Genomic DNA, 18620 nt, shown 5'->3' on the forward strand with positions numbered 1-18620 from the left:
TCCTTCCTAGGGGATCAGGGTGTGGACGCCCAGGCCGTCGTGACGGCGCGGGACAGCTCCGCGATCACCTCGTCCTGACGTGGCACCAGGTAGAAGTGGTCGCCGTCCAGCGTGCGGACGGTGCAGCGGGCCCTGGTCAGCTCGCCCCACCGCTCCGCCTGCTCCGTGGTGACCTCCGGGTCGTCGCCGCCGAGCAGGGCGGTGACGGGGCAGGCCAGCACGCCGCCGGGGCGGTGCCGGTAGGTCTCGTCGAGCCGGTAGTCGTTGCGGACGGCCGGCAACGCCAGCTCGCGGATGTCGGGGTCGGCCATGAGCTCGGGCTCGACGCCGCCGAGCCCGACGATCTCGTCGATCAGCTCGTCGTCGGAGCCGGCGTGCGTGTCGCCGGGACGGTGCTCGTGGGGCGCGTGCCGGCCGGAGGCGAACAGGTGCGTCACGCCCCTGCCCCTGGCCTCCAGCGTGCGCGCCACCTCGTACGCGATCAGCGCTCCCATGCTGTGCCCGAACAGCGCGACCGGCCGGTCGAGCAGCGGCGCCATCGCGTCGGCGACGAGCCCCGCGAGGTGGTGGGCGTCGTCGACGAACGGGTCGGAGCGGCGATCGCCCCGCCCCGGGTACTGCACGGCGCGCACCTCGACGGAGTGCGGCGCCGCCGCGTGCCAGCCTCGGTAGAAGCTCGCCGAGCCGCCGGCGTGGGGGAAGCAGAACAGCCGTAACGACGCGTACGGCCTGGGCTGGTAGCAGTGGAACCAGGTCATGTGAACTCCGTGGCGGACAGGGGGCGGGGTGCCGTCTGGACCAGCAGCTCGGGCCGGCCGATCGCCGCGGTGGCGTCCTGCCACAGGCGGCTGAGCGTCAGGTGGTACTGGCCCTGCCGCAGCGGGTCGCGGCCGTCCTCGGCGGCCTCGCGCAGCCCGGTCAGCGCCCGGCGCACGCCGTCCGGCCACACCTTGGTGACGATGTCGGCGAACGTGGGCGCCTGCTCCGGCCCGACGGTGGTGGCGCTCGGCAGGCGCAGGTGGTCGGCGCCGGTGTCGAAGCGGTCGTCGGCGTCGCGGGCGACGTACATCCGCGGGGTCCACACGACCGGGCCGTGCGTGTTGACCAGCGTGAGGTTGCCGCCCTCCGTGCCCACCGTGATGCGGTGCAGCAGGTGGAGGTGGGCGTCGGGGTCGTTGGGCGCGATCTGGTTCTGCACCCGGAGGGTGAGGGGCACTCCTCCGACCGTACCCGTGACGCACGAGAAGGGCGTGCCCGGGGCCGTGGCGGTGAACGTCCAGGGGCGCAGACCGCCCAGGACCTGGCCGAGGATGTCGAACAGGGCGTAGGCCACGTGGACGCTGCAGGCGGCGTCGACGTAGAGCGGCTGCTGGAGTTCGCGCAGGCGGCGGGCGGCCTCGATGAAGCGGCGTACGGGGTCGAGGTGGACGTACAGGGTGTTCACGTGGTGCACCGCGGACGCGGCCCTGGCGGTGCGCAGGGTGCGGGCCAGCTCGTCGGCGTGGACCGGATGTTCCTGGAGCACGTGCACGCCCCGGGACAGCAGCGCCGCGGCCAGCTCACTGCCCTCGCCGCCGACGACGCCCGACCGTACGACCACGCAGGCCAGGTCCGCGAGCTCGGGCACCTGGTCGGGGTCGGTGACCAGCGGGACGCCGTGCTCCCTGGCGTACGCGGCGGACCTGGCGCTGCCGCGGGCCAGGATGCCGGTGAGCTCGAAGGGGCCGTCCCGCATGGCCGACAGGTAGATCTGGCCGAACTTGGTGCCGCACACCACGACTCGTTTCACAGCGCGCCCTCCTCGAACGCCGGCGCGGCCAGGTCGATGGGGGCGACCGCGTCCGTGATCTCGGCCGTCGCCACGCCCTCGAGGTCCGCCAGCATGCCGGCCGGGTCGAGCACGGCGTCGGCGTGGTGCAGCCCGTCCGGGACGTCGCCCGCCAGCACCGCCCGCGCGGCGTGGGCGGTGACGGCGGCGGTCAGCGCGTAGGAGTCCGCGGTGCGCACCACGAGGGTGCTGGTGCCGTGCGGTCCGGTGAGCTGAAAAAGCAGGACATAGTACGGCGTGCGCCCCGCCAGTTCGAGCTCGGCGACGCGGGCCAGGTCGGCGGCCGACGTCGCGGTGCTCGCGGTGGCGAGGACGCGGTCGCCGGTGATCACGTTGTACCAGCGGGCCTCGGCCAGCCCCAGGTCGGCGGCGACCCGTTCCGCCTCGGCGCTCAGGTAGGGGTAGGCGGTGACCGGTCCTGGGAAGTAGGGCAGTTCGACGTCGTGCGCGGGAGCGAGGGCGCGCGCGACCTTGCCGCCGTCACGCCACCCGGCCAGCGCCGCGCCCTGCTCCTCCTGACCGGCCAGCAGGAAGTCGCCGGCCGCCGCCGGAGTGAGCCGGTCCAGCCCTCCGGTGTAGACGTCAAGCCTTTCCGCCGGGCCGCCGTGCGCGGAAGCGAGGGCGGCGAGGTGGCGGGGCAGCAGGCCGGTGAGGCCCGGGAGCATCCCGGCGGAGATCACCGCTGTACGGCCACCCGTGCCGGTCGCGGCCAGCCCGGCGAAGGACGCGGCGTCGCCGGCCGCGTCCACGTAGCCGGCTCCCGCTGCGAAGGCGGCCCGTGCCACCCGGTCCCGCAGCAGGTACGAGGGGCCCGCGCAGTTGACGACGACCTGGCAGCCCCGGCAGAACCGGGCGAGCGCGTCCGGATCGAAGGCGTCCGCCTGCCACGCCTCGCCCTTCCCGCCCAGCGCGTCGGCGACGAACCGCCGCGCCGCCCCACCGTCGCGCCCGCCCACCCGCACGCTCGCGGAGCGGTCCGTGAGGAGGAGGGCCGTGGTGGCGCCGACCGCTCCGTAGCCGCCGAGAATGCCGATCACTCGGTCGTCCCGGTGATCAGTTTGGCGACTCCGGCGGCGTGGCCCTGGTCGAGGCAGGTGAAGTGGTCGCCCCCGACGTCGCGCACGGCGAGCCGTCCCAGGCAGAGGTCCTGCCAGAACTCCGTCATGTCGTCCTGGAGGGTCGGTACGAGGTTGGTGACGCCGCGCTGGCGCAGGAACGTGATGTCGCCCGCGTACGGCTCGGGGTCGTAGCAGGTGACCGCGGTGAAGCTCTGCCTGAAGACCCGGTAGGCGAGGTCGACGCGCTCGGGCGGGTGGTCCAGGCCACGGGCGACGGCGGCCAGGCGGTCGGCGGGCGAGGTGGCGGACAGCTCGGCGAAGCGGCTGCCGATGGCGTCGAGGCCCGGGTCGGCGGAGCCGGCGAGCGCGGCGAGGGCGCCCTCGCCCACGTGTCCCGGCGAGGACTCCAGCACGGCCCGCAGGGCGCGGGCCAGGTCCTCCTCGGGGTAGCCGAGCCGGACGGGGTCGAGCCCGCACGCCTGGGCGAAGCCGTACTCGAGCATGAGCTCGTCGCTGATCCGGTACGGGAAGCGCGAGCTGCTGATGACGGTGAGCTCGTCGACGGTGGCGCCGCCCTCGGTGAGCCGCCGGGCGACCTCGGTGGCGATCAGCCCGCCCATGCAGTAGCCGATGATGTGGTAGCTGGGCGCGTCCTCCTTGAGCAGCGCCTGCGCGTATGATCCGGCCAGCGACTCCACGGCGGCGGCGGGGTCGAGCTCCAGGTAGTGTCCCGCGTCGTTGATCACCAGGCCGAGCAGGGGCCCGCCGGACAGCTCCGGGGTGAGCGCCCGGTAGGGGGTCAGCGTGCCGGTGCCGTCGTGGAGCAGCACCCGCACCGGGCCTTCTCCGCCGGACAGGCGCACCAGCGGGCTGACGTCCGTCCTGGACAGGCCGCGGTCGCGGTCGTCGCGGGCCTGGCGGAGGTGAGCGGCGAGCGCGGCGACGGTCGGCTGGTTGACGAGCTGGCGGACGAGGCTGTCCCAGTAGAAGTTGTGCGCCTCGGGCAGCTCCTCACGTATGCGCCCGGCCAGCCGGGTGACCAGCAGGGAGTCGCCGCCCAGCGCGAAGAAGTCCTGGTCCCTGCCGACCTGCTGGAGGCCGAGGAGTTCGGCCCACAACGCGGCGAGCCGCCGTTCGAGGTCGTCGCGCGGCTCCTCGCCCGCGGGGGTGCTCTCGCCGGCCGTACGCGGCAGCAGGGAGCGCAGCCGGGCCCGGTCGATCTTGCCGTTGTCCGTCAGCGGCAGCTCGTCGACCACCTGGACGTGGGTCGGGATCATGTAGCCGGGCAGCCGCTCGCCCAGGAACGCCCGCAACTCCACCAGGTCGATGTGCTCCCGGTCGGCGGGGAAGCGGGCGGCGAACACGCACTGCCCCAGCGAGGCGAGCGGGTCGTCGGGCCCGGGAAGGCAGGCCATGGTGGTGGCGCCGGCGGCCGCGAGCAGGTCGAGCCACTCCTCGCGCGCGACGAACGTACGGTCGCGGCCCCGGCGCACGTCGGCGTAGTCGTGCGGGTTCATCAGGAACTCCATCGAGCTCATGATCTGCACGTGTTCGCGGGTCGTCTCGATGAACACCAGCCACCCGCCCGGCGCCAGCAGCTCGCGGAACCTGGCGAGCACGGAGGCGGCGTCGTGCGAGTTGTGCAGCACGTTGGCGCAGAGGATGACGTCGAAGGAGTTGGGCTCGTACCCCTGGGCGCGGTAGTCGGCGTTGATGTCGAACAGGCCGTAGCGCACCCATGGGTGCTCGGCGAACCGTTCGGCGGCCTGGCCGAGGAAGAACCGCGACAGGTCGGTGAACAGGTATTCGACGTGGTGCCCTGCCAGCTCGGGGATGAGCTCGGCGCTGGTGCCGCCGACGCCCGCCCCGGCCTCCAGGACGCGCAGCGGCCCGCCCGCGTGCCGCTCGGCGACGCGGCCGATGACGGCGCGCACGATGCGGTTGACGTACCTGCTGAGCACGTTGTCCTTGTAGGCGCCCTCGGCGGTCTCCATCTCGCCCTCGGGGAACAGCAGCTCGCGGGCGTCGAGCTCGCCGCGCGTCAACTCGGGCAGGTGCGTGGTGCTGACGCGCAGGAACCTGATGAGCTCGGCGCCGTAGTCGAGCCCTTCCGTGAGGTTTTCGACGCGCTGCCAGAGCGGTTCGAGGGCGGCGGGCTCGCGCAGGCCGTGGTAGCGGCCGGCGTCGTCGCGGCCGAGCCGGCCGCGCTCGTGCAGCGCGGCGAGCCAGCGCCGGACCAGCCGGTGGTGGTCGGGCGCGACCCGGGCGGTCTCCAGGATCTCCGCCAGGTCGTGGCGGACGCCGCCGGCGAACAGCCCGGCCGTGCGCAGCGCCGCCGCCATCGAGGTGAGCGCGATCTCGTCGAGCGTCTCCGCGACCGCCACCACGCGCGGCAGGTCGACGCCGTCGAGCGCGGCGCGGGCCGCCGCCTCGGCCGCCGCGGCGACGTCCGGCTCGTCGCCGCCGCTCTCTTCCTTCCGTACGGCCTGCGCGAAGCCGACGAGGCGGCGTTCGAGGGCCCGGTCGCCGTCGACGATCACGGTGCCGGCGGCGACCGCCGGGTGCGCCTGCAGCGCGGTCTCCACCTCGGCCAGCTCGATGCGGTGGCCACGGATCTTGACCTGGGAGTCCTCCCTGCCCAGGAACTCGATGGTGCCGCCGGGCCGGTAGCGGCCCAGGTCGCCGGTGCGGTAGAGGCGCTCGCCCGCGTGCTGGACGAACCGCTCCGCGGTCTTGGCCTCGTCGCCGAGGTAGCCGATGGCCACCCCGGCGCCGCCGATGTACAACTCTCCCGGCACCCAGTCGGGGCTGGGCCGCATGGAGGCGTCGAGCACGTGGAAGGTCTGGTTGGCCAGCGGCCTGCCGTACGGGACGCTCACCCAGCCGGGCAGCGGGTCGCCGATGGGGTGGTGGATGGACCAGATGGCGGCCTCGGTGGCGCCGCCCAGGCTGACCACGTCGAGGCCGGGCAGCCGGCGGCGGATCTGGCCGGGCAGCGCCACGGGGACCCAGTCGCCGGACAACATCGCCAGCCGAAGCTCGGGCAGCTCGGCCGCGGGCTCGGCGTCCAGGTAGTGCTGCAGCATCTGGAGTTGTGCGGGCACGGAGTTCCACACGGTGACCGCGTGCCGGGCGGCGAGCTCGGCCCAGTGCGCGGGGTCTCCCCTGCGCCCCGGGTCGGGCAGCACCAGCGCGCCGCCGGTCGCGAGCGGCCCGAAGATGTCGTAGACGGACAGGTCGAAGCCCAGGTTGGCGAGGCCGAGCACGCGGTCGTCCTGGCCGACGCCGAAGCGGGTGTTGATGTCGTCGATGGTGTTGCGGGCGGCCTGATGGCTGATCATCACGCCCTTGGGCACTCCGGTGGAGCCGGAGGTGTAGATGACGTACGCCAGGTCGCCTGGCCGTCGCCGGGCCTCGGGCGACGCCGCGTCGACGGGCTGCAGGGTGTCGACGGCGATCCAGCCGTCCTCCGCGCGCCACGACTGCGTCAGCACCAGGCGGGCCGAGGCGTCGGCGAGGATGCGGTCGCGCCTGGCGGGCGGCTGGCCGGTGTCGACGGGCAGGTAGGCGCCGCCGGCCATGAGGATGCCGAGCACGGCCACGACCTGCTCGGCGCCCTTGTCCATGACGACGGCGACGATCTGTCCGGGTTGGTGACCGGCCGCGCCGAGCGCCCGCGCCACCGCCGTCGCGCGGCCGAGCAGCTCGCCGTACGTGAGCGAGCCCTCGGAGGTGACGACGGCGGTGCGGCCGGGCGTGCGGCGGGCCTGGGCCACGACCTCGTCGTGCAGCAGCCCGCCGGGGAGCGGCGCGGCGGTGTCGTTGGCCCGGGCGCGGCTGCCGGCCTGGGCGGCGGGCAGGCCGACGGGAGACGCGGAGGCCCACGACTCCTCGGCGGACAGGTCGCCGAGAAGCGCGGTGAAGGCGGCGAACATGTCGTCCACCAGCCCGTCGGGCAGCACGCCCGCGCGCACGTCCCAGTTGACGAGCAGCGCGCCGCGGTGCTCCTTGACCTGGCAGTCGATCCACACCTGGGGCGTCTGGCTGATGCCGTACTCGGGTCTGCCGTGCTCCGCCTCGTCCTGGCCGAGGCCGATGGCGCTGGTGAACACCACCGGCATCAGCGCGGCGTCGCGACCTCGCCTCCTGGCCAGCTCGCGCATGACCTCGATGCCGCCGCAGCGGCGGTGCTCCATGTCGGCGAAGAGCTGCTCGCCGATGGCGCGGGCGCGGTCGGCGAACGGCCGGTCGGGCGTGGTGTCGACGGCGAGCAGGTTGAGCGTGGTGAAGTCGCCCACCACCTGGTCGATCGACGGGTGCAGGGGCGGGCGGTCGAGCAGCGTCAGGTTGAGCGTGAACCTGGGCCGGCGGCTCCACCGCCCGATGACCTCGGCGTAGGCGGCCAGCACGGCCTGCGACGGCGTGGTGCCGGCCGCCGACGCCCTGGCCCGCAGCCTGTTCCACTGTTCCGGCTCGACCCGGCTCTCCCACCGCTGGAACCTGGCCTCCGCCTGCTGGTCGAGCGCGGGCAGCTCGGGCGCCGGCGGCAGGTCGTCGACGCGGGCCCACCAGTAGGCGCGGTCGCGGTCGTACCGGCCGCTCTCGCGCTGCGCGCGCAGGGCCAGCACGCAGTCGCGGAAGCCGACCGGGACGGGCGGCAGGTCGGCGCCGGGGTCCTCGTGCAGGGTGTGCAGCTCGGCCAGCAGCAGCTGGATGCTGACGTAGTCGGCGATGAGCAGGTCGATCGAGGCGTGCAGCAGCGCGCCGCGGTCGGTGAGCGAGATCCGCAGCTCGAACAGGGGCCAGCTGCCCGCGGGGTAGAGCGTGTGCGCCATCTCCTCGCGGATGGCGGCGAGCCGTTCCTCGGGGTCGGTGCCGCGCAGGTCGCTCACCCGCACGTCGTAGGCGGGCACCTCGGCCAGCACCTGCTGGTGGCCGTCGGGATGGATGACGGCGCGGAGCATGTCGTGCCGCTCGATCAGCGTGCGCCACGCCGCCTGGACCCGCTCGGGGTCGAGCTCGGGGAAGGCGACCTCGACGTAGCCGTGGCAGGCGACCCCGCCGTAGCCGAAGGCGTCGTTGCGGCCGAGCAGGTAGGCCTGCTGCACGTCGGTGAGGGGGAAGGGGTCGAGGCGGTGTCCCGGGTCGGGGCGCACCGTCTCGGCCTCGGCCTCGCGACGCAGGTGGGCGATGATCTCGGGCTTGGCGCCGAGCAGCGCCGCCCGGCGTTCCTCGGTCAGCGCTCCCTTGGGGGCGCGGAAGCGCAGGCCGCCGCCGTCCTCCCACAGTCGGATTCCCGCCGCTTCCATGTCGGCGATCAGGTCTCGTACGGTCGGCTCTGGTGCGGCCGGTGCCTGGGTCACAGCACGCCCTCCTCTTCGGTGTCGTCTGTCGTCAGGCCGATCGCCTCGGCGCAGTCCGCGATGGTGGGAGTGGTGAAGAAGCGGCGCAGGGACAGCTCGACGCCGAGCCTGCGGCGGACGATCTCGGCGAAGCGGGTGGCGAGCAGCGAGTCGCCGCCGAGGGCGAAGAAGCTCTGGCCACGGCCTGGCGGCGGGATCTCCAGGAGCTCGGCCCACAGCTCGGCGAGCTGCTGCTCCACGCCTGGGCGTGGTGGGTCGTCGCCGTCCGGTGGTGGCTCCGTATCCGTGGCGAGCGCGGATCTGTCGATCTTGCCGTTGGCGGTCAGAGGCAGCTCGTCCAGCATGGTGATCGCCGGGGGGATGGCGTACGCCGGTAACCGGTCGGCCAGGAACGAGCGCAGCCTGCCTTGGTCGACGTCGCCCGGAGTGACGAACGCGGCCAGCCGCCGCTGCCGCCGGTCCCCCACCGCGACCGCCACCGCACGCCCCACCCCGGGGAACGCCTCCAGCGCGGCCTCCACCTCGCCCAGCTCGATGCGATGCCCGCGGACCTTCACCTGGTGATCGGCCCGGCCCAGGAACTCCAGCGTGCCGTCCGGCCAGTACCGGCCCATGTCCCCCGTCCGATACCAGCGACCCCCCGCAACCTCCACGAACTTGACCGCCGTCGTCTCCGGATCACCCCGATACCCGACCGCGACCCCCGCGCCGCCGATCCACAACTCCCCCGCCACCCAGTCCGGACAGTCACGACCCCGGCCGTCCACCACCCGATACCGCTGATTACGCAGCGGGAACCCGTACGGAACCGACGTCCAGTGCGCCGGCACCCGATCCACCACCAACGCGTTCGACCAGATCGCCGCCTCCGTCGCACCCCCCAACGCCACCAACCGGCACCGCCCCCCGCTCTGCGCCGCCAGCCGCGCCTGCAGATCCAGCCCCACCCAGTCACCCGACACCAGCGCGACGCGCAGACTCGGGGGCAGCTCCTGGGCGGTGACCAGGAGCATGTCCAGCAGGGTCGGCACCGTGTTCCACACCGTCACCCCGTGGACGGCGCACAACTCCGCCCAGCGCTGGGGGTCGCGCCGTTCGTCCTCCTGCAGCAACACGAGCGCGCCGCCGGCCGACAGCAGGCCGAAAATGTCGTACACCGAAAGATCGAAATCCAGCGCCGACACCGCCAGCACCCGATCCCCATCACCCACACCGAACCGCTCGTTCACGTCCACGACCGTGTTCAACGCCGCCCGATGCGAGACCTCCACACCCTTCGGCTCACCCGTCGACCCCGACGTGAAAATCACATACGCCGACATATCCGCCGACACCCCAACCGGACCCGCCAGCCGCTCCCCCACCGGCACCCCCGTCAGCACATGACACACACCCGCCCGCGCCAAAATCCGCTCCCGACGCGCCACCGGCTGATCCACCCCCACCGGCACATACACACCACCAGCAGCCAACACCCCCAACACAGCCACAACCTGATCCACACCCTTCGGCACCACCACACCCACCGCATCACCCGGCCCGACACCCACCCCGACCAGATGACCCGCCACCCCCAACGCCCGATCCGCCAACTCCCCATACGACACACAACCGCCCCCAGCGATCAGCGCCACCCGATCCGGCTCACTCACCGCCCGCGCGAAGAACCCACCATGCAACACCCCATCCGGCACCGAACCAGCCGTGTCATTCACCCGCTCCCGCACCACGCCCTGCTCCGCAGGCAACAAAACGGGCACCTCACCCGACCAATCCCCCTCCGCCAACCACTCCAGCAACCCCCCATACGCCCCGAACATCGCATCCAACACCCCCGGCGCGAACAACTCCTCCACCGCGTCCCATCGGACCAGCAGTTCGCCGTCGATCTCGCCGACCTGGCTGTCCAGCCAGACCTGCGGGGTCTGCGAGACGCCCCAGACCTGGTCGGCGAACGACGGCCCGGCCACGCCCTCGCCGCCGACCCCGAGCGTGCTGGTGAACACCACCGGCATGGTCATCTCGATCGCGGCGTTCCGCCTGGCCAGCTCGCGCATCACCCAGACCGCCGAGACCTCGCCGTGCTCCAGGCCGCGCCAGACCTCTTCCTGGAGCTTGCGGGCTCCGTCCAGCCAGCCGGCGCCCTGCCGGTAGCCGGCGAGCAGCAACGAGGTGAAGTCGCCGAGCACGCGGTGGATGTCGGGGTGCACATCGCGCCGGTCGAACAGCGTGAGGTTCAGCGTCAGCTCCCGCTGGGCGCTCCACGTGCCCAGGACCTCGCCGAACGCCGCCGCCAGCACGGTGGCCGGGGTGAGCTCGTACCGGCGGGCCAGGTCGGTGATCGCCCGCCACCGGGCGGCGGGCAGCCGGAGCTCGCGCCGGGCGAACCTGGGCCGGTCGATCAGCGCCGGGTCGACGCGGAGCGGCAGTTGCGGGGCGGGCGGCAACTCGGGGAGCCGGGCCGCCCAGTAGTCCTTGGCCGTCTCGAAGACGGCGGGGTCGGGGTCCTGCGCGAGCAGGTAGTCGCGGAACGACACCCCGATCGGCGGCAGGACGGTGCCGGGGTCGTGGTAGAGCTGGTCGAGCTCGGCGAAGAAGACCATCATGCTCAGCGCGTCGACGATGATGTTGTCGAAGCTGACGCCGAGCCGCACCCCGCCTTCGTGGCGTACGGCCCGCGCGTCGAACAGCGGCCACGCCGACACGTCGAGCACCTGGTGGGACATCTGCTCGCGCATGGCCTCGACGCTGTCGGCGGCGGCGATGGTGAAGCGCGGCACCTCGGGCAGGATGCGCTGGAGCCCGTCCTGGTCGAAGACGGCGCGCAACATCTCGTGCCGCTCGATCAGCAGGTTCCACGCGGTTTCCAGCCGGTCGAGGTCGATGTCGCCGTCGAACTCGGTGTAGAAGTGGCAGCCGACGCCGCCGAGCGTGAAGTGCTCGGCCCGGCCTAGCCAGTAGGCCCGCTGCACCTCGGTGGGCGGGAACGGGTCGTGCCGGTGCGCCACGTCAGGGGCGAGCGCGGGGACCGGCGGGGCCGCCTCACCGAGGGTGAGGGTGGCCGCGAAGTCCGCCAGCACCGGCGTCTGGAACAGCACGCTCAGCCTGGCGTCGGTGACGCCCTCCGCGCGCAGCCGGGCGATCATGCGGGTGGCGAGCAGCGAGTCCCCGCCGAGGGTGAAGAAGTTGTCGCTGCGCCGCACGGCCGGACGTTCGAGCAGGTCGGCCCAGATGGTGGCGAGCACGGTCTCGGCGGGGCCGACGGGCGGCTCGTGCTCCGTGGTCTCCTGGATGTCGGCGACGAGTGCGGTGAGCGCGGATCTGTCGATCTTGCCGTTGGCGGTCAGGGGCAGCTCGTCCAGCATGGTGATCGCCGGCGGGATGGCATAACCCGGTAACCGGTCGGCCAGGAACGAGCGCAGCCTGCCTTGGTCGACATCGCCCGGCGTGACGAACGCGGCCAGCCGCCGCTGCCGCCGATCCCCCACCGCGACCGCCACCGCGCGCCCCACCCCGGGGAACGCCTCCAGCGCGGCCTCCACCTCGCCCAGCTCGATGCGATGCCCGCGGACCTTCACCTGGTGATCGGCCCGGCCCAGGAACTCCAGCGTGCCGTCCGGCCAGTACCGGCCCATGTCCCCCGTCCGATACCAGCGACCCCCCGCAACCTCCACGAACTTGACCGCCGTCGTCTCCGGATCACCCCGATACCCGACCGCGACCCCCGCGCCGCCGATCCACAACTCCCCCGCCACCCAGTCCGGACAGTCACGACCCCGGCCGTCCACCACCCGATACCGCTGATTACGCAGCGGGAACCCGTACGGAACCGACGTCCAGTGCGCCGGCACCCGATCCACCACCAACGCGTTCGACCAGATCGCCGCCTCCGTCGCACCCCCCAACGCCACCAACCGGCACCGCCCCCCGCTCTGCGCCGCCAGCCGCGCCTGCAGATCCAGCCCCACCCAGTCACCCGACACCAGCGCGACGCGCAGACTCGGGGGCAGCTCCTGGGCGGTGACCAGGAGCATGTCCAGCAGGGTCGGCACCGTGTTCCACACCGTCACCCCGTGGACGGCGCACAACTTCGCCCAGCGCTGGGGGTCGCGCCGTTCGTCCTCCTGCAGCAACACGAGCGCGCCGCCGGCCGACAGCAGGCCGAAAATGTCGTACACCGAAAGATCGAAATCCAGCGCCGACACCGCCAGCACCCGATCCCCATCACCCACACCGAACCGCTCGTTCACGTCCACGACCGTGTTCAACGCCGCCCGATGCGAGACCTCCACGCCCTTCGGCTCACCCGTCGACCCCGACGTGAAAATCACATACGCCGACATATCCGCCGACACCCCAACCGGACCCGCCAGCCGCTCCCCCACCGGCACCCCCGTCAGCACATGACACACACCCGCCCGCGCCAAAATCCGCTCCCGACGCGCCACCGGCTGATCCACCCCCACCGGCACATACACACCACCAGCAGCCAACACCCCCAACACAGCCACAACCTGATCCACACCCTTCGGCACCACCACACCCACCGCATCACCCGGCCCGACACCCACCCCGACCAGATGACCCGCCACCCCCAACGCCCGATCCGCCAACTCCCCATACGACACACAACCGCCCCCAGCGATCAGCGCCACCCGATCCGGCTCACTCACCGCCCGCGCGAAGAACCCACCATGCAACACCCCATCCGGCACCGAACCAGCCGTGTCATTCACCCGCTCCCGCACCACGCCCTGCTCCGCAGGCAACAAAGCGGGCACCTCACCCGACCAATCCCCCTCCGCCAACCACTCCAGCAACCCCCCATACGCCCCGAACATCGCATCCAACACCCCCGGCGCGAACAACTCCTCCACCGCGTCCCAAGCCAGGTGGAGCCCGTGGTCGTACTCGTTGATCTGGTGGTCGAGCCAGACCTGCGGGGTCTGCGTGATCATCCACCCGGGCTCGCCGAACGCCTCGCGCACCTCAGGGACGATCAGCTCGGTCCCCAGGTTGCAGGCGAACACCACGGGCGCGCCCGAGTGCTCCCCGTTGCGGGCCAGGTCCCTGAGCACCTCGACGCCGGAGTATCCGGTGTGCCGAGCGTCGGCGCGGAAGCGGGACTGCAGGGTCCTGGCGCGCTCGGCGAACGGCTGCGGCTCCGAGAGGTCGGCGGCGACCAGGATCAGGTTGGTGAAGTCGGCGACCAGATGGGCGACGTCCGGGTGGACGGTGTCGTCCCGGTCGAACAGCGGCAGGTTGAGCAGGAACCGCGGTTCGCCGCTCCACGCGGCCAGCACCTCGCAGTAGGCGGCGGCGAGCACCATGGCGGGGGTCAGCCCGTGCACGCGGGCCTGCTCCTGGATGCGCTGCCACGCGCTGGTCGGCAGCCACCTCTCGCGGCGGGCGAAGCGGGGCCGGGCGATCATGGCCGGTTCGGTGGCGAGAGGGAGTTGTGGCGCGCCGGGCAGCTCGTCCAGCCGGCCGCGCCAGTACTCCTGGTCGCGGGTACGCCGTGCCGCCCGCTCCGCGCCCCTGGCGGCGAGGTAGCGGGGGAACGAGCAGGCCAGGGCGGGCATGGGCGCGTCGGGCTCCAGGTAGAGCCGGGCCAGGTCCTTCAGCAGGATCTGCAGGCCGAGCACGTCGGCGACGAGGAAGTCCACCTCGAAGTGCACCCTCGACCGGCCGCCCGGCAGCAGCGACAGCCGCACGTCGAACACCTCGCCGCGGGAGGCGTCAAAGCGGCGGTGCGACAGCTGCTCCCTGATGTTCTCGGCGGCGTCCTCGCCGAGCTCGGACAGGTCGTGGACGGTCAAGCCCGGCCACGGGCTGGTGTCCATGATCTGCTGGGTGCCGTCGTCGTGGAAGATCGCCCGCAACATCCCGTGGCGGGCGATGAGGGCGCGTACGGCCCGTTCCAGCCGGTCCGGCTCGACGCCGGAGCCGTCGAACTCCAGGTAGGCGTGGCAGCCGACGCCCCCGATGACCTGCCCGTCGCCGCGGCCGATCCAGTAGGCCAGCTGGACGGGGGTGAGCGGGAACGGCGCCGTCTCGTCCACGGCCGGCTCCGGCTCCTGTTCCGGAGCGGCGGCCTCGGTCAGCCGGGAGCGGACCAGCGACCACCAGGCCGCGAGGGTGAACTCCGTCGCCAGCTCGGCGAAGACGATCCGGGCCCCCGCCCGCCGCCACCGCCCGGCGAGCCGCATCGCGCGAAGCGAGTCGAGGCCGAGGCTGATCAGGTCGGCGCCGTCCGTGACCTCGGAGGGGTCGAGGTCGAGCTGGGCGGCGATGTCGGCGCGCATCGATTCCATGGTCGGTGGCGCGCCGGGGGAACGGCCCGGCCGCGCGGACGGAACAGCCCGTACTTCCTCGACTTTCTCCAACACGAGACAACCCGCCTATCCACTAGTACCGCTTACGTCGTGTCGGCGGCCGGGCGGGATTGCCCGGCCGCGCCTCGTCAGGAATTCGTGTCGGCGGCCTGCAGCCTGCGGGCGAGACCGGCCGGGGTCGGCTCCTCGAAGATGTCCTTCAGCTTGAGCCGGATCTGGGTCGCCTTCTTGATCTCCTGCAGCAGCTTGACCGCCAGCAGCGAGTGCCCGCCGAGCGCGAAGAAGTGGCTGTCGGGGCCGAGATCGGCACGGTTCAGCATGGCCTTCCAGAGCGCCACCAGGGAGTCGACCAGCGCGTCCCCGGTGCCGGCCGGGAGGTCGGCCTCGTCCGCGGTGGTCTCGGCGGTGCTGCGCAGCTCCATGGCCAGGTTGCGCAGGGCCGGGTAGTCGACCTTGTCGTTGCCGGTCATCGGGAAGGCGTCCACGGCGACGTACTCCTGGGGGGTCGCCGCGTACGGGAGCGACGCGCTGGCGTGCTCCCACAGCTCGGAGGTGACCTCAGGCCGATCGGGCGCCACCACGAACGCCCACAGGACGGCGTCCGCGCTGGGGTCGCCGACCACCACGACGGCGGCGGCCCGCACGTCGGGGTGGGCCAGCAGCACGCCTTCGACCTCGGCGAGCTCGATCCGGTTGCCGCGCAGCTTGATCTGGCGGTCGAGCCGGCCGAGGATCTCCAGCTTGCCGTCGGAGGTCCACTGGGCCAGGTCGCCCGTGCGGTAGTACCGGCCGTAGACGGGGTGCTCGCCGAACCGTTCGGCGGTCAGCTCCGGCCGGTTGTGGTAGCCGATGGCCACGCCGTCGCCGGCGATGCACAGCTCGCCGCGGGTGCCGATGGGCAGCGGGCGGCCGTCGGGGGCGGCCACGTACACCTTCGTGTTGGCGATGGGCACGCCCACGTCGATGCGGTCCGCGGCGGGGTCGATGCGTCCGGCGGTGGACCAGATCGTGGTCTCGGTGGGGCCGTACACGTTGTAGAGCTCGCAGCCGGTGGCGGCCAGCCGCTCGGCCAGGACGGCCGGCATCGGCTCGCCGCCGCAGAGCACGCGGCAGCCCGCCAGCTCGCCGGCCGCCTGGTCCACGACCAGCCGCCAGGTGGTCGGCGTGGCCTGGGCGATGGTGACGTCGTGGCGCCGCAGGGCTTCGGCGAGCGGCTCGCCCTGGGTGCGGGCGTCGTCCGGCGCGATGGCCAGCCGCGCGTCCGTCGTCAGGGGCAGGAACAACTCCAGCGCGGAGATGTCGAAGCTGAACGTGGTCAGCCAGAGCACGGTGTCGCGCGGCCCCGCCGACAGCTGGTGGGCGAAGTGCGCGATCAGGTTGGCCAGGCTGTAGTGGTCGATCAGGGTGCCCTTGGGGAGCCCGGTCGAGCCGCTGGTGTAGATGAGGTACGCGCAGTCCTCGGGCCGGACGGGGCTGAACGACGACACCTGCCCGGACACCGGCGTGACCGCGTCGACGGACACGAGCGGGAGGACCGTGCGCTCGCCGGAGACGGTGATGCCGTCGCCCGCGAGGACCACGGCCGCGCCGGCGTCGTCGAGCTGGTAGTCGAGGCGCTGCTGCGGGTGGTCGGGTTCGAGCGGCAGGTACGCCGCCCCGGCCAGCCACACGCCGAGCGCCGCCGCGGCCAGCTCGGGCGAGCGCCGCGCGAGCAGCGCGACGACGTCGCCCCTGCTCACCCCTGCTGCCTGGAGCGCGTCGCGGGTGGCCTCGGCGGCGGCCCACAACCGGCGCAGGCCGACCTGCCGGTCGCCGTCCACCACGGCCACGACGTCCTCAGGCGGCGCGGCGGACACCTTGCGGGCGATCTTCTCCAGCACGGTCGCGGGCGTCACGGTGTGCTCGGTGGCGTTGGCCATCTCGATGGCCGCGCGGTCCTGGTAGCACCAGACGGGGATGTCCGCGAGCGGCAGGTCGGGCTGCTCGGCGAGCGTGACGAGCAGCTCGTCGTAGCGGGCCAGCAGCAGCTCCACGTCGGACCGGTCGAGCACGTCCACGCAGAACGCGGTCCTGATCTTGATGCTGTCCGGGGTGGAGGTGACGAAGAACTCCAGGTCGAACTTGCTGAAGCCGTTCTCGATCACCAGCTGCTCGGCCGGCAGGCCGCCCAGCGTGAACCCGGCCGTCAGGTCGGCGGGCACGTAGTTGAACGTGTGCCGGAACAGGTTGTTGCGCCAGCCGTCGCGGGGCACGATCTCCAGCAGGTCGTCCACCGGGTAGTCGGCGTGCGACATGGCCTCCATGAACGTGCGGCGGGTGTTGCGCGCGTGCGTGCGGAAGGTGCTCGCCCAGTGGACCCGCGTGCGCAGGGTGAGCACGTTGATGTGGTAGCCGATCCGGGCGGCCGCCTCGGGCGTGCGCACGCTGACGGGCGAGCCGATCGTGAGGTCGGGGCCGGCGCCGTGGGCGGCCAGCAGCACGCCGTACGCGGCCAGGAGGATGACCGACTCGGGCGCCCGCAGCTCGCGCTGCATCCGCCGGGCCGCGTCGCGCGCGGCGGGCGACAGCTCCCAGTTGATCACGTCGCCCACGAGGGTCGTCTGGGAGGTCTCGGCCTGCTCGCACCACAGGTCGAGGTCGCCGGCGTGGAACCCGTCCAGCTTGTCGCGCCAGAACGCGCCGCTGCGCGGGTCGGGCTCCGGCTCCTCCCAGGCCGGTACGACGTCGCGCGCCGGCGACTCTCCCGCCACCAGCGCGTCGTAGAGGGTGACGAGCTCGTTCGTCAGCAGCGCCGTCGACAGCCCGTCGAAGATCGAGTGGTGGACGGCCAGGCAGTAGACCTCGCCCGCGTCCTCTTCCAGGACCGCGGCGCGCACCAGCAACTCGCCGCCCGGCTCGAACGGCCGCGCGACGAACTCCCTCAGCCACTCGCGCGTGTCGTCCCAGCCGGCCTCCTCGAACCGCAGCACGGCCCGCTCCGGGGGCACGACCTCACGCGCCATGCCCTCGGGCTCGATCCTGAACACCGTGCGCAGGATCTCGTGGCGGTGCACCACGCGGTTGACCGCTTCCAGCATGAGGTCGCGCCGCGCCCGGCCCGTCACGCTGAACGCCACGGCCAGGTTGTTCACCCCGGCGCCGGGGACGAGCTCTTCCAGCAACCACAGCGCCTGCTCCTTGCGGGTGGCGCGCCGGCCCAGCATCTGCTCCATGATCATCTCTCCAGCAGCTTGGTGACGGCCCTGGCGATCTCGTCGTCGGTGAGCAACACGTCGTGCCCCTTGTCGAACCTGAGCTCCTCGGCCACGACGGGGCCGCGGCCGGACTCGCGCAGCCGGTTCAGGCCGTTGTTCGGGTTGTTCGAGCTCACCGCGGTGGCGCGCCGCCACCCCTCCCAGGGATCCAGGGTGTCGGCGTAGGTGAGGAAGGACAGGAAGGCGCTGAACGTGCCCCACATCTCTTCCGAGTACTCCGGGTCGAGCCCGGCTCTTTCGAACGCGCGGTGCCCGACGTCGCGGAACTTCGCGTACAGCTCGGCGGCGTAGCCCTCGACCGTGACGCCCTCCTGCTGGAGCGGACGGTCCATGGCCTCGCGGGTCTCGGCGACGTCCTCCTCGTTGAGGATCGAGGAGAGGATGCCGAAGACCTTGCCGAACTGGAAGTAGATGTTCTCCAGGCTGGTGGGCTCCGGGTCGAAGACGATCAGCCGGGGCGCCTCACCCTGCTCCTTCTCTAGCAGGTCCACGAGCTCGGCCGCGTAGACGGCGCCGATGCAGTAGCCCATCACCGCGTGCACCTTCCGGCCGCTCGCCTTGAGGGGTTCCATCCACGAACGCACGTAGGCGGCGCCGTCGACACCCGAGCCAGGTGTCACGGCGGGCGGGGAAACGTGCCAGAACGTCCCGTCGTAGTCCATCTTCGCCAGCAGGTCCGGGAAGCCGGCCTCCGCCCGGCCGGTCTCCGTGAAGTCGACGCAGAGGACGAGGTTTCCCGAGCCGGATTCTTTGAGCGTCGTCCAAGTGGTAACCAGAGTCAT

The 18620-nt window shown here is 72.6% G+C and carries 7 protein-coding genes; all 7 read right to left on the reverse strand.

What is annotated here, in order from left to right; genetic code table 11:
- Positions 1-14: 14 nt before the first annotated feature.
- The 7 genes from ABGB01_RS24855 to ABGB01_RS24885 all read right to left on the reverse strand — a co-directional run bounded on the left by ABGB01_RS24855 (position 15) and on the right by ABGB01_RS24885 (position 18620).
- On the reverse strand, positions 15-758 hold the full coding sequence (locus tag ABGB01_RS24855; RefSeq protein WP_347775940.1) for an alpha/beta fold hydrolase: 744 nt from the start codon (positions 756-758) through the stop codon (positions 15-17).
- A complete protein-coding gene (locus tag ABGB01_RS24860) occupies positions 755-1789 on the reverse strand; it encodes a Gfo/Idh/MocA family oxidoreductase (protein WP_347775941.1) in 1035 nt (344 codons plus the stop codon). The genes ABGB01_RS24855 and ABGB01_RS24860 overlap by 4 nt, the downstream gene beginning before the upstream one ends.
- Complete coding sequence (locus tag ABGB01_RS24865) at positions 1786-2865, reverse strand: saccharopine dehydrogenase NADP-binding domain-containing protein (RefSeq protein ID WP_347775942.1); 1080 nt, start codon at positions 2863-2865, stop codon at positions 1786-1788. Before ABGB01_RS24865 ends, ABGB01_RS24860 begins: the two co-directional genes overlap by 4 nt.
- Positions 2862-8249, reverse strand: coding sequence for an amino acid adenylation domain-containing protein (locus ABGB01_RS24870; RefSeq protein WP_347775943.1), 5388 nt, complete (start codon positions 8247-8249; stop codon positions 2862-2864). Before ABGB01_RS24870 ends, ABGB01_RS24865 begins: the two co-directional genes overlap by 4 nt.
- Positions 8246-14554: an AMP-binding protein gene (locus ABGB01_RS24875; protein ID WP_347775944.1), complete on the reverse strand. Its 6309-nt coding sequence runs from the start codon at positions 14552-14554 to the stop codon at positions 8246-8248. Before ABGB01_RS24875 ends, ABGB01_RS24870 begins: the two co-directional genes overlap by 4 nt.
- Before the next feature lie 158 nt (positions 14555-14712).
- On the reverse strand, positions 14713-17796 hold the full coding sequence (locus ABGB01_RS24880) for an amino acid adenylation domain-containing protein (protein ID WP_347775945.1): 3084 nt from the start codon (positions 17794-17796) through the stop codon (positions 14713-14715).
- Positions 17797-17798: 2 nt separating this feature from the next.
- Positions 17799-18620 (reverse strand): hypothetical protein, encoded by an 822-nt coding sequence (locus ABGB01_RS24885; RefSeq protein ID WP_347775946.1) that lies wholly within the window; start codon positions 18618-18620, stop codon positions 17799-17801.

Source organism: Nonomuraea sp. B5E05 (assembly GCF_039880665.1).
In the GTDB taxonomy this organism is placed as follows: Bacteria; Actinomycetota; Actinomycetes; order Streptosporangiales; family Streptosporangiaceae; genus Nonomuraea.

Excerpts from the sequence above, each read along its gene's own strand:
- ABGB01_RS24885 (WP_347775946.1), bottom strand. The coding sequence starts at position 18,620 with ATGACTCTGGTTACCACTTGGACGACGCTCAAAGAATCCGGCTCGGGA.
- ABGB01_RS24875 (WP_347775944.1), bottom strand. The coding sequence starts at position 14,554 with ATGCGCGCCGACATCGCCGCCCAGCTCGACCTCGACCCCTCCGAGGTC.
- ABGB01_RS24880 (WP_347775945.1), bottom strand. The coding sequence starts at position 17,796 with ATGGAGCAGATGCTGGGCCGGCGCGCCACCCGCAAGGAGCAGGCGCTG.
- ABGB01_RS24855 (WP_347775940.1), bottom strand. The coding sequence starts at position 758 with ATGACCTGGTTCCACTGCTACCAGCCCAGGCCGTACGCGTCGTTACGG.